The organism is Niveispirillum sp. SYP-B3756 (assembly GCF_009495745.1).
Lineage (GTDB): Bacteria > Pseudomonadota > Alphaproteobacteria > Azospirillales > Azospirillaceae > Niveispirillum.
The window spans coordinates 45,997-60,356 of record NZ_WIDQ01000010.1 but is presented as its reverse complement, the minus strand read 5'-3'; the positions used below and the strand labels follow the sequence as shown (position 1 = coordinate 60,356).

Sequence of the window (14,360 nt, the reverse complement as noted above, 5' to 3'; positions counted from 1 at the left end):
TGGGTTACATTTTTCATACCACTTGCCCGGCAAGCGGGCATGTAACCAATGACCCAACATGCGGGGAAGGACATGCCGGACAGTCTGAATGCGCCGATGATCGGCCCGGAATTGCCGGATTTCAGCCATGGCGCCCGCCTGCCACTGCCTGATCTTTGTCTGCACCAATCCTTTGAATCCTGGGTCGATCGTGATCCGGATCGGCCGGCCATCGTCACCCTGGACAGTATTATCAGCTTCGGCCAGCTGGATGATATGGGGAACCAGCTGGCCCACAGACTTTTGCAGTTGCAGATCGCAACGGAAGAGCCGGTGGGCGTGCTGGTGGACCGGTCGGCCGGCCTGCCCATTGCTTTCCTGGGCATCTTGAAGGCCGGCGGCACCTATGTGCCCCTGCTGGCGGATCTGCCGGAACAGCGTCTGGCCAATATGGCGGTCCAGGCCGGAATGCGCCTGCTGATCGCCCTGGATGGGCACCAGCCGCCGCCGGCATTGCTGACAGCATTGGCGGATAATGGCCAGGGCCGGCCGGTTGAGGTACTGCGCCTGCCGGGACGGGATGATGCCGATCGGCAGGATTTAGGCCGCCCGGACCTGCCCTGCCAACCCGGCCAGCTGGCCGCCATCCTGTTCACCTCCGGCTCCACCGGCAAGCCCAAGGGCGTACTGATCCAGCATGTCGGCTGCCAGAACATGGCGCTGGGCCATGCGCTGGCCCAGGGCATCCGGGAGACGGATCGGCTGCTGCTGTCCTCGACCCCCAGCTTCATTCTGGGCTTCCGCGAACTGTGTCTGCCCCTGGCGCTGGGCTGTGCCTGGGTGCCAGCCAGCCGCGCGCTGCTGGACCGGCCGGACGACCTGTTGGACAGCATGGCCCGGAATCAGGTCAGTGTCGCCCTGCTGACCCCGTCTTATCTGCGGCTGCTGGGCGGCGTGGTGCCCGCCGGGCTGCGCCTGATCCTGACGGCCGGCGAACGGCCAAATCCGGAAGATGCGCGCCACTATGCCCGCCATGTTGATTATTGGAACATGCATGGCGCCACGGAACTGTGCGGCACCTTTGCCATGCACAAGGTGTCGCCCACGGATGAAGGGGCGATCCCCAGCGGCCGGCCCTTCCCCAATACCACCATCCTGCTGGTGGATGAACAGGGGACACCGGTGCCGGCCGGGGCGGAGGGTGAAATCCTGGTGCTCAGCCCCGGCATCGCCCGTGGCTATCTGGACCAGCCGGACCTGACGGCTGACAGCTTTGTCGACACCTCCTTCGGCCACGCCTATCGCACCCGCGACCTTGGCCGCTGGACGCAAACGGGGGAATTGCTGACCCTGGGCCGGGCCGGCGATGTGGTGAAGGTTTCCGGCCAGTCGGTCGCCCTGGGGGAGATCGAACGGGTATTGCTGGCGCAGAATGGCGTTCGTGCTGCTGCCATCGTGCAGCATCAGGGCCGGCTGGTGGGCTTTGTGGAACCGAAGCCGGGCGCTGATCTGTCGGACATGGATTGGCAGACCGCACTGTCGGCCAAACTGCCCGCCTATATGGTACCGGCCCTGGTGCTGACAGTGCCGCAATTGCCGATTGCCAGCGCTGGCAAGGTGGATCGCAGCGCCCTGCTGGCCCTGGCGGAGGCAGACTGGAACCGGGGCCACGGCCAGGGCGGCCCGCCGCAGGGCCCGCTTGAAAGCCGTATCGCCGTCCTCTGGGCGGAGGTTCTGGGGCTGTCGGCAGCGCAGATCGGGCGGGAGGATGATTTCTTCCGCCTGGGCGGCAGCAGCCTGATCGCCATCCAGCTGGGCCAGCGCCTGCAGGCCGCCGGGTTGACGGCCAGCGTGCGCGATATTCTGGGCAGCATGACCATTGCCGCCCTGGCCGGCCGCCTGTCAGCGGCGGAAGAAGAGGCGGCAGGCGCAGCCCTGGAAGAAAACCCCGCCGCCACCCTGGGGCAGGTGGATTTCTGGGTGGCCGCCAGCCTGGGCCTGCCCCCCGCCGCGGCCCATGTCTCGCGGGTGCTGCGCCTGTCGGGCGCGCAGGCCGATGCCACCGCTTGGCAGAATGCCTGGGTCAGCCTGCTGCGCCATCACCCGGCCCTGCGCACCGGCCTGTTCAGCGACCATGATGGCACGGTGCGGCTGCGCAGCCTGCCAGCCGATGCCCCCGCCCTGGCCGTGACGCTGGAAACCCGGCATTTCAGCAGCGAGGCGGAAGCAGGCGCCTTCATGGCCGCTCAGACGGCGCAGCCCTTTGACCTGAGCCAGCCGCCCCTGTCGCGGGCCGGGTTGATCCGCATCGGGGAAGCGGCCCCCTTGTTCTGGTTTGTGCTGCATCATGCGCTGGTCGATGGCATGTCCGCCGGCCAGCTACAGCAGGATTTGCTGTCCATGCTGACCGGGCAGGCACTGCCCCCGGCGCTGGATGGCCCCCGGCTGGCCGCGCGGGCGGAACGGCGGCATCTTGCCTCCCCCAACGCCGACCGCGACCGCGCCTATTGGCTGGACAAGCTGGCTGCCCTGCCGGAAGAAGCGTTTGAGGAATTGCCCTGCGACCGCCGCCGGTCCGATGACGCGGGTGCGGTGCTCACCCCCGCCTTCCAGCGACAGCTGGATGCCGGGGTGGTGGCGCGGCTGACGGCCCTGGCCAACCGCCATGGCGCCGGCCTGCACGCGCTGTTGCTGGCCTTGCTGGCGATGGAGATGCGGCGGCGTACCGGGCGGCATCAGCTTCTGCTGGGCAGCGGCATTGCCACCCGGCCGGCCGGGACGGAAAACCAGCTGGGCCATTTCGTCAATCTGCTGCCGCTGCCGCTGGCCGTGCCGGTGGGGCAGCGGCTCTGCGACATGCTGCAGGATGCCCAAGCCATATTGACCGGCGCTGTGAAGCATGGGCTCTACCCGGCCGGATCGATCATCCGCGATCTGCGCCAGCAGCAAAAGGCCCTGCGGCCGGCCGGGCGGATGGGGCTGATGGATGTGGCGCTGACCGCCAATCCCGGCCGCAGCACCGGCGACACCGGCAGCGGCGGCAGCCTGACCCCGCTGACATTGGCGGGGGACGGATCTGTCCCCGCCGCCGGGCTGGATCTCTCCTTCTCCCATGAACCAACAACCGATGGCGGCGTGCTGCTGTCCCTGGTCTGGAATGCCAGCCTGTTCCAGCCGACAACGGCAGAGGCTTGGCTGACCGCCCTGGCCGGCTGGGCCGAATGGCTGGCGGCGGATACCGCCCGGCTGGATGCCCCCCTGCCCGACCTGCTGCCGGCCGAGCGCCAATGGCTGAACGGGGTGGAACCAGGGTCGGCGCAGGCCCGCGCGCCCCTACCGGCCCACCGGCTGGTGGAAGCGATTATCGACCGGATACCGGACCAGCCCGCCATCATCACCCGTGCCGGCAGCACCAGCTATGCCCTGCTGGAGGCACAGGCCAACCGCATCGCCCAGGCCCTGCTGGCAACCGGGCTGGGTCTGGAACAGCCGGTCGGCGTGCTGGCCGATAATGGCCCCTGGCTGCCCGCGGCCACGCTTGGCATCTGGAAGGCAGGCGGGGTGCATCTGCCGCTGGCACTGGAAATGCCCGCCGAACGGGTCGCCTTCATCCTGGCCGACGCCGGCGCCCGGCATCTGCTGTTATTGCCCGGTGCTGAGGTGCCGGCCGGCCTGCCGGACGGGGTGACCCTGATCCGCCCGGCTGACCTGACGGGGGAAGCATCCCGCCCCGCCGTGCCGCTGGCCCCGACCGCCACCGCCTATATCATCTATACCTCCGGCACCACCGGTGCGCCCAAGGGAACCAAGGTGCGGCATGACGGCATGATCAATGCCATCCTGTCGACACTGGAAGCCGCAGGATGTGAGCCAGGCGACCGGGTGGCCCTGGTCGCCACCCCGGCCTTTGATGCCTCCCTGTGGGAAATGGGGCTGGGCCTGCTGCACGGGTTGCCGCTGGTGCCGGTCAGCCGGATCGAACGCGAAGATCCCTGGGGCGTGAAGGATTTATACCGCGACCTGGGCGTCACCATCGCCTTCCACGCCCCGTCATATCTGCGCGTCAGCCAGGACAAGCCCTATGCCCCCGGTATGCGCCTGCTGCTGGTGGGCGGGGAAGCCCCCAGCCATGAGGATGTCATCCACCATCCCGGCATCGCGTTCTGGAACTGCTATGGACCGACGGAAACCAGCATCATCGTTTCCCTGGGCCGGATCGCCCCGGACCATCCGGCCGATCGCCCCCTGCCGGTCGGCCGCCCGCTGCCCGGCGACGTGATCAGCATCCGCAACGCCGATGGCGCGCGGGTACCGCCCGGCTGCGCGGGGGAGGTCTGGCTGGGTGGTGTGGGTGTCGGTAGCGGTTATCTGAACAACCCGCAGCAGCAGGCCAAGGCCTTCATCGATACGGATGAAGGGCGTTTCTATCGCTCCGGCGATCTGGGGCGCTGGTCGGCGGACGGGCTGCTGGAACTGGCCGGCCGCATCGACCATCAGGTGAAGCTGCATGGGCAGCGGGTGGAACCGGCGGAAATCGAACAGCATCTGCTGGCCCATGCCGCCATCCGCCAGGCGGCTGTGATCGTGGATAAGGGGGCCGGGGACACCAAGCTGCTGCGCGGCTTCGTGCATCTGCATCCGGGGGCCACCCCGCTCAGCAACGAGGAATGGCGCGGCTTTCTGGCCGGGCGGCTGCCGCCGCACATGGTGCCGGCCACCATCATTGATGTGCCGGGCATCCCGGTAACCCCCAATGGCAAGGTGGACCGGCTGCGCCTGCTGGCCATCCTGCGGGAACGCCGACCCGAACAGGCCGGTGCCGCCAGCCGCACAGCCCCGCAAGGGGCGCTGGAACAGCGCATCGCCAGCGCCTGGGCCCGCCTGCTGAACCTGGGCAGTGACGGCCTGCCCGTGGCGCGGGAAGATAATTTCTTCGCCCTGGGCGGCACCAGCCTGCTGGCGGTCAGCCTGGCCCATCAGCTGGCCCCGGCGCTGGGCTGGCCGGTGACCCCGCGCGACCTGTTCGCCGCCCCGGTACTGGCCGATTTCGCCGCCCGGCTGACGGCGGGCAAAGGGGCCCCCCCCCTGCTGGCCGCGATGCTGGATGACCGCGCCACGGAAGGGGAGCGGGAATTCTGGGTGGCGCAGCAGGCCGGGCTGGACACGTCCGGCCATATTATTCCGGCCATCCGCCGGGTGACGGGGCCAATGCCCGACCGGGCACGCTGGGAGGCGGCATGGCAGGCCCTGGTTCAGCACCAGCCCGGTCTGCGCCTGGGTTTCAGCCCGGTCGAGGACGGGGCGCTGCGCCGGGTTTTCGCCACGGCAGCGGATTTCGGCAAGGCTGCCGGCCTGCAATGGGCCGAAGCATCGGATCTGGATGCCGCCCGAACCCACATCCGGGAACGCCAGCTGCTTGCCTTCGACATGGCAAAACCGCCTTTGTGGCGGGCGGGTCTGGTGCAGGTTAGCCAGGATGGCGGCTGGCTGTTCTGGCTGTCGCTGCACCATGCCGTTGGCGATGGCCGTTCCCTGGGCCTTATTTTCTCTGAATTGCAGGCCCTGTTGCAGGGGCAGGCGCTGACACCGCTGACGGCCGATCCGGCCATCAGTGCGGCGCGCGAACTGGCCTATCTGTCCGGGCCTGATCTGGCAGCCGATGCCGCCTGGTGGTCCGATCAGCTGGCCGCCGTTCCGGATGAGGCTTTCCTGCCCCTGCCGCTGGATTTCCCGCGCCGCCTGGGGGCCGACATCGCCACCCACCGCTTCCAGCGGGTGCTGGAACCGACTCTGGCAGAAGGCTTGCGCGGGCTGGCCCGCCAACACGCGGTCAGCCTTTATGCCCTGCTGGTCTCCCTGCTGGCGGTCGAAATGGCGCGCCGCACGGGCCGACAGCATCTGATGCTGGGCACCAGCGTCTCCACCCCTGAAAGTGCGGCCGAGGCGGCCCTGGTGCAATATGGGGTGAACATGCTGCCCCTGCCGCTGAGGCTGGACCCGGCGGCACCGCTGGCAACCCTGTTGCGCGGGGCACAGCAGGTGCTGGCCGGCGGGTTGCTGCACGCGCGCTATCCCTTCGCCCGGCTCTATGCAGATTTCTGGCGCCAGCGGCCGGCCCTGCGCGACCCGCTGCGCTTCCCGCTGTTCGATGTGGCGGTGACGGAGAACCCGCCGGCCCCCGTAACGGCTGATGGGGTGCGGCTGGAGCGGCTGGGCATCGGCGCGGATGGCTATGAACTGACGCACAGCGCCCATGGTCAGGATTTACTCCTGATCCATGAGGCGCTGGCCGATGGCGGCATCGCCCTGGAATGGCATGTCAATGCCAGCCTGTTCAGCCGTGACAGCGCCGCCGCCTGGCTGGGCGGGCTGGTGGAGCGGTTGACCCTGCTGGCCACCCGACCCGACCTGCCGGCCCTGCCGCTGGCGGGGCTGCTGGAAGGGGCGGCCCCGCCGCCGCCAGCCCCGATGGTGACGGCGACGGGCACGAAGAACCCGGCATTGCCGGGCCTGGAACAGGAGATTGCCGGACTGTGGGCGAGTTTGCTGGGCATCGCCCCGCCAGCACGGGAAGATAATTTCTTCGCCCTGGGCGGCAACAGCCTGCTGGCTATCGGCATGGCGCACAAGCTGGCCGGCCGGCTGGGCCGACCGGTCTCCGCCCGCGACCTGTTCAGCGCCCCGGTGCTGGCCGATTTCGCCGCCCGCCTGCAGCAGGGTGCCGATACGGATCGTGGCACCACCGATTTTGACGGCCGCCGTGCCACGGTGGGCGAACGGGAATTCTGGACCGCACAGCAGGCCGGGCTGGACACGGCCGGCTTCACCATGCCCCTGGTGCGCCGGGTGCGCGGGCCGGTGCCGGATATCGCCCGCTGGCGCGCCGCCTGGGTCCAGCTGGTGGCCCGCCACCCGGCCCTGCGCTGCCGCCTGCGCGAAGGGGAAGATGGTACGCTCTACCGCGACATCCTGCCGGCTCTGCCGGTTGATGCCGCGCTGGAACTGGCCGAACAGGCAGACCATGCCCAGGCCATGGCCCATATCCGCGCCCGCATCGCCGCCCCCCTGGATCTGGCGCAGGCCCCGCTATGGCGGGTGGGGCTGGTGCATGTGGCGGATAATGGCGACTGGCTGTTCTGGCTGGCCCAGCACCATGCCACCGGCGATGGCCGTTCGCTCGGCCTGTTGATGGCCGAACTGCTGGCCCTGCTGCGGGATGAGCCCTTGCCTTCCCTGACCGCCACGCCGGAAACAATCTCCAGCCGCGAACAGGCCTATCTGGCGGGCGAGGCGGCCAGCGATGCCGGCTGGTGGCGTGACCTTCTGTCCGCCCTGCCCGCTGCGGCCTTTGATGATTGGGCGCTGGACCTGCCGCGCGGCACGGCCATCACCGGCAGCCATCGTCACACCACCCGGCTGGACGCGGCCGAAACCGCCAGTCTGCTGGCCTTGGCCCGGCAGCATGGCACCAGCCTGCACGCGCTGGTGACGGCCTTGCTGGCCCAGCTTGTGCGCCAGCGCACCGGCCGGGGCGACTTCCTGATCGGCACCACCGCCACCCTGCCGGAAACCGCAGCGGAAGCAGCGGTCGTGCATTATGGCGTCAACATGCTGCCCCTGGCCTTCCGCGCCACGGGGGATGCCGGTGATTTCGCGTCCCTGTTGCGCCATACGGCGCAGGAACTGACGGCGGCTTTGGCCCATGGCCGCTATCCCTTTGCCCGGATGTATCATGATTTCTGGGCGGCCCATCCCGGCCAGCGGCAGCCGGACCGCTACCCGCTGTTCGATATCGCCATCACCGAAAACCCGGTCAGCCCGCGCCCGGTGGCGGATGACGAATTGCGGCTGGAACGGCTGCTGACCCTGCCGGCCGACGGCATCGGCTATGAGCGGATGCATAACCCGCCCGGCCAGGACATGGTGCTGACCCATGAAAGGCTGGCCGATGGCGGCCTGATGCTGGATTGGCAGACCAATGCCGCGCTTTATCACGCCGATATTTCCCGCTTCTGGCTGGAAGGGCTGGTGGAAGCTGCGCGCTGGCTGGCGGCCCATGGGGCGCAGGCGGCCATCCCCTCCCTGCCGCCGGCCCAGCAGCGGCAATTGGCCGGCTGGGAACAGGGGCCGGCGCGGCCGCGCCCGCCGCTGACCTTTGCCCGCTGGTTTGAAATGCTGGTGGACCAGCCGGGACAGGCCGAACGCCCCGCCCTGCTGACCGCTGACGGCCCGGTCAGCTATGGCCTGCTGGAACGCCAGGCCAACCGGCTGGCCCATCGGCTGATCGCCGCCGGCGTGCAGCCGGGGCAGGTGGTGGCCGCGCTGACCCGCCGGTCGGCGCAACTGCCCGCCACCCTGTTGGCCATCGGGAAGGTGGGGGCCGTCTACCTGCCGCTGACCGCCGATCTACCGGCCGACCGGCTCGGCTTCATGGCGGCCGATGCAGGGGCTGTGGCCGTGCTGGCGCTGGATGGCATTACCCCGCCACCGGGCCTTGATCTGCCGCTGGTGGAGATCACCGAACCCGCCCCGGACGACCGGCCGGCCATTGCCGGCGGGCCGGATGATCCAGCCTATATCCTCTATACCTCCGGTTCGACCGGGCAGCCCAAGGGCGTGGTGGTCAGCCATGGCAGCTATCTGAACCTGCTGCTGGGGGCGGTAGAAACCTATGGGCTGACGCCCGAAGATCGGTGCCTGGGCTTTGCCGCCCCCTCCTTTGATGTCTCGCTCTCCGATATCGGCATTCCGCTGGCCGCCGGTGCCGCCCTGTGCCCGGTTCCGGCCGACCGGATCGACCAGCCGGCCGCTGTCGCCGCCCTGATCCGGGAACAGCGGATCAGCGTCGCCGACCTGACGCCCACCTATCTGCGCCTGCTGGATACGGACAGCCTGTCGGGCCTGCGCCTGCTGGTGACCGGTGGGGAGGCGCCGCTGCCGGCCGATGTGGCCCGGCTGGCGGGGCGGGTGCGTTACCTCAACGCCTATGGCCCGACGGAAAATGCCATCACCTCCACCATGGGGCACCTGTCGGCGGCACAGCCGGACCGGCTGGATTGCGGCCGCCCGCTGCCCAATACGGGTGTGGAAATCCGCGATCCCGTCAGCGGCACCCGCCTGCCGCCGGGATCGACGGGGGAAATCTGGCTGGCGGGGGCGGGTCTGGCCCAGACCTATCTGAACCAGCCGGACCTGACGGAAAAAGCCTTTGTCCAGACCCCCGAAGGCCGCCGCTACCGCACCGGCGATCTGGGGCGCTGGCGTGGGGATGGCGGGCTGGAAGTGCTGGGCCGCATCGATCAGCAGGTGAAGCTGAACGGCATCCGCATTGAACTGGGGGAAATCGAAGCCGCGATCACCCGCCATCCCGGCATCATCCAGGCAGTTGCCGCCGTGGATGGCACGGCCGGGGAGCGTCAAAGCCTGTGGGCCTTCATCCATGCGGCCCCGGATGCGCCCTTGCCCGACAGCGCCGGCTGGCGGCTTTTCCTGGGCGACATCCTGCCAGCCTATATGATCCCGGCAGCGATCCAGCCGGTCAGCGCCATTCCCGTCACCGCGTCGGGCAAGGTGGACCGTACCGCCCTGCTGGCTGGCCTGTCGATGCAAGAGCGCCCGGCGGGCGGCACCCCACCGCAACCCGGCCTGGAACAGACCATCGCCACGCTGTGGGCCGAACTGTTGCGCAGTGGCCCGGTGCGGCGGGAGGATGATTTCTTCGGCCTGGGCGGGCACAGCCTGCTGGCCATCGCGCTTTGCCACCGGCTGGAAGGGCTGGTGTCCCGCCCGGTGCCGGCGCGGTTGCTGTTCGCCGATCCGGTGCTGGCCGGCTTTGCTGCCCGTGTGGCCGCCTATCTGGCCGAGCCTGTCCCGGTCATCCAGGCCCAGCCAAGCGACATCGCCACGGAGGGGGAGCGGGAATTCTGGACCGCCCAGCAGGCCGGACTGGAAACGCGCGGCTTCACCATCACCCTGACCCTGGCGGTGGATGGCCCCGCCCCCGCCGCCGACAAGTGGGAAGCCGCCTGGACGGGCTTGACCGCCCGTCACCCAGCCCTGCGCACCCGCTATGAACTGGATGAAGAGACGGACATCCTGAAACGGATCGTGGCGACGGACAGCCCCGGTCGCTTCACGATCAGCCGGGCGGCGGATGCCGCCACGGCACTGGCCGAAATCAGGGAGGAACAAGGCCGGCCCTTCGACATGGCCACCGGCCCGCTCTGGCGGGCGGGCTTGGCGCAGGTAACGGGGGAAAAGCCGATTTTCTGGCTGGCCCTGCATCATGCGGTGGGTGATGGCGCGTCGTTGGGGCTGCTGCTGGCGGACCTGACGGCCCTGTTGGCGGGGCAAAGCCTGCCAGCGCCCGGCGGCAGCTTTGCCGACAGTGCCGGGCGTGAACGCGCCCATCTGCTGGGCCTGGGCGGACAGGCCGATGCCGATTGGTGGCGGCAGAAACTGGCAGCGGTGGCCGCCAGCGGGGAGGATGGTTTTGCCGACTGGCCGACCGACCGCCCCCGGCCGCCGGCCCGCACCGCCGGCACCGGCCGGGGCAGCCACACGCTGCGCCTGTGCCTGACGGCGGATCAGGCCCAGGGGCTGCGCCGTCTGGCCCGCAGCCAGGGTGCCAGCCTGCACGCCCTGTTGCTGTCCCTGCTGGGGCTGGAGGTGCGGCGCCGCACCGGGCGGCAGGATTTCCTGCTGGGCACCGCCGCCAGCACCCGCGCCAGCGCAGCAGAGGCGGGCATTGTCGGCTATTACGTCACCCTGCTGCCCCTGGCCTTCCACCTGTCGGGTGTGGCGGATGTGACGGCGGCGCTGGCCGCCACCCGGTCCATGCTGGCCGATGCGCTGGCCCACAGCGCCTATCCGTTCGCCCGCATCGCCCGCGATTTCCGACAGGATCATCCGGGTCTGGTCCAGTCCGCCCGCTATCCGCTGTTCGATATGGCGGTGACGGAAAACCCCGCCGTCACCGCAACGGACAACACCCCGGATACACTGCATTTCCTGCCAGCGGAGGGTAGCACCCTGCCAGCGGCGGGCCGGATCGCCTATGATCTGCGCCACAATGCGCCCGCCCAGGATATGGTGCTGGTGCATGAAGGGTTGGCCGATGGCGGCCTCTCCCTCTCCTGGTTCGTCAAGGCCGACCTTTATGACCGGGAAACGGCGGAAGCGTGGCTGACCGGGCTGGTCGGCCAGATGCTGGCGCTGCTGGACCAGCCGCTTGATCAGCCCCTGCCCCGGCTGTTGCCGGCGGAACTGGCGCGGCTGGCGCCCTGGGAACAGGGGGAACAGCTGGTGGCCCCGGCCGACAGCGTGGCCGCCCGCTTCAGCCAGTTGGCCCGCCAGCAGCCGGACCGCCCGGCCCTGATCACCCAGGCCGGCGCCACCAGCTATGCCGCCATGGAAGGCCGCGCCAATGCGCTGGCCCACCGGCTGATCGAACAGGGATTGCGCCCCGGCCAGACGGTGGGCGTCTATACGGAGCGTTCCGCCACCCTGCCACTGGTGGTGCTGGCCATCTGGAAGGCCGGCGGCTGCTATATGCCGCTGACCCATGGGATGCCGGCGGACCGGCTGCGCTTCATGGCGGACAATGCGGGGATCGCCCTGCTGCTGGCACTGGACGGGCTGACGCCACCGCCGGCCCTGCTGGAAACCGCCCCCCTGCTGTTACGGCCGGAAGCCATGGCGCTGACGGACAGCGCCAGCCCGCCGGCCCTGGAAACGGCGCCGGACAGTCCCGCTTATATCCTGCACACATCCGGTTCCACCGGCGTGCCCAAGGGGGTGGTGCTGTCGCAGGGCGGGCTGGTCAATCTGGCCCTGGGGCTGGTGCGGATGACCGGGGCAACCCCGGATGACCGCGCCCTGCTGATCGCCTCCCCCTCCTTCGATCTGTGGATTTCCGATCTGCTGATGGTCTGGGGCGCGGGTGGCGCCATCGTGCCGGTGACCAAGGCAGAGATGGACGACATCACCGGCATGAAGGCGATGCTGGGCGGGCTGGGCATCACCATGGCCACCATGGCCCCCTCCTATCTGCGCCTGTTCGAACAGGCGGAATTCCCCGCCCTGCGCTTCCTGATGACGGTGGGTGAACCGCCGGTGGCGGCCGATGCCCGCTTCTATGCGGCGCGTCTGGCCTATTTCAACGGCTATGGCCCGACGGAAACCACCGCCGCCGCTGCCATTGGCCGGATCAATCCGGATGATGATCCGCTGCCGGCCGGGCGGCCGCTGCCCAACAGCTTCATCCTGATCCTGGATGCGCAGGGGGAACGGGTGCCCCCCGGTTCGGTGGGGGAAATCTGGGTTGGCGGGGCCGGCCTGGGCATCGGCTATCTGAACCGGCCCGACCTGACCGACCTGGCCTTCCAACAGACGCCGCACGGCCGGATGTATCGCACCGGCGATCTGGGCCGCTGGCGCCAGGATGGTCAGCTGCTGGTGCTGGGCCGGATGGATGGTCAGGTGAAGCTGCGTGGCCAGCGGGTGGAGCTGGGTGAGATTGAGCAGGCGCTGGCCGCCCATCCCGCCGTGCGCCATGCCGCCGTGCTGGTGCGCAAGGCGGCGGACGGGGCGCAAAGCCTGTGGGGCTTCGTCGTCCCCGGCCCATCGGCAGAGACGCTGCCCGACGCTGCCGGCTGGCAGGATTTCCTGGGCCGGGGGCTGCCCGGTTACATGATCCCGTCCGGCATCCTGGCCCTGCCCGCCCTGCCGGTGAATCTGGCCGGCAAGATCGACCGCAAGGCCCTGCTGGCCACGCTGGAAGAACGGCTGGCCGCCGGCGAGCTGGTCAGTAGCGGAGCCGCAGCGGCCGAACCGCCACAGGGAACGGTGGAAACGGCGGTGGCCGCCGTCTGGGCCGATATTCTGGGCCGGGCCTCCCCGTCGCGGACGGATGATTTCTTCACTCTGGGGGGCGACAGCCTGCGGGCCATCGCCACCATCACCCGGCTGCGCAAACATTACAGCGTGCGGATCAATGATCTTTACGAACATCCGGTACTGGCCGATTTCGCCCGCCAGTGCCGGCCGCGCGCCGATCACCTGCGTGACCTGATCGGGGCGGCCGGGCAGCATTGGCGGGATTATCGGGATCAACTTCCCGCCTATGAGGCGGCGCGGGACGCCGCGCTGGCGCAGGCCCGCGCCGATTATGACCGGCATAACAGCCGCTTCGCCGGCTTTGATCCGGGGCAGCGGGCCGATTACGGGCATGTGCTGCTGACCGGGGCCACCGGCTATCTCGGCACCTATCTGTTGCGCGAACTGCTGCAACGCCCCGACCGGGCGGTGACGGTGCTGGTACGGGCCGCCGACGATGGGGCGGCCCGCCAGCGGCTGCTAAACGCCGTGGCGCATTATTTCGGCCCCGATGGTGCGGCCGCCCTGCTGGGCCATGGGGGCCTGTCGGTGCGGGCGGGCAATCTGCGCCATCCTGATCTGGGTCTGGGTGAGGCCGGCTTTGCCGGGCTGGCAGCATCGGTGGATGCCATCCTGCATTCCGCCGCCAATGTCAGCCATATCGGTCATTACAGCGACTTCCAGGCCGATAATGTGGCAGCCACGGCGCATCTGGTAGAGCTTGCCGAACGGCATGGCCGCACCAGCGGCGGGCGGACGGCCGACCTGCACCTGATCTCCACCCTGTCGGTCTGCGGCCGGCCACCGGAGGACGGGTTCCGCCTGTTCAGCGAATATGACCCGGCGCCCGACGGGGAAGAGGAAAATTACTATGTCCGCAGCAAGCAGGAGGCCGAACGGCTGGTGCTGCGGGCGCGTGACCGGCTGGCCAATGCCAGCATCCACCGGGTGGGCAATGTGGTGTTCGCCGCCGATGGCGGTCCCTTGCAGCGCAATATCAAGGAAAATGCCTTCTTCCGTCTGATGGGGGCGTTGGCGCGGCTGGGGGCCGCACCCGATGACAGCCATCTCTGGCTCTGCCATGTGGATATGGTGGCAAAGGCCGTGCTGGCGCTGGCGGAAAGCCCGGCCCTGGCCAACCTGACCCACCATGTCGAACATGCCAGGCGCGATACGCTGGCGGATTTCATCACCGGGGCCGACGGCGTCGGCGAGCGGGTGGCAGCCATGGATTTCGGCCGCTTCCTGGACAAGGTGGCGGCAGCGGTCGACGAGCCCGCCCTGGAAACCGCCCTGGCCGAAATCCTTGAAGGGTTCGGTCTGCATCGCGGGATTTCCCCCCAGGCGCGCGGTCGCCGGCTGGAACTGGCCAGCGACCGCACACAGCAGTTTTTACGCCGGCTGGGGGTCGTCTGGCCCGCCGTGCCACGCGATGGCCAGGCCGCCATGGTGGCGGCCGCCCACACTCTTTTCACCGAACCAGCCGGATATCGAAGGTGATAACC

General features: G+C 69.2%; 1 protein-coding gene. It reads left to right on the top strand.

What is annotated here, in order from left to right; all coding sequences use genetic code 11:
- Positions 1–72: 72 nt before the first annotated feature.
- Positions 73–14,355 (top strand): non-ribosomal peptide synthetase, encoded by a 14,283-nt coding sequence (locus tag GE253_RS18115; protein WP_173012712.1) that lies wholly within the window; start codon positions 73–75, stop codon positions 14,353–14,355.
- The last annotated feature ends 5 nt before the right edge of the window (positions 14,356–14,360 follow it).

Bases quoted from the DNA above. Each gene is read 5' to 3' on its own strand.
- GE253_RS18115 (WP_173012712.1), top strand. From the start codon at position 73: ATGCCGGACAGTCTGAATGCGCCGATGATCGGCCCGGAATTGCCGGAT.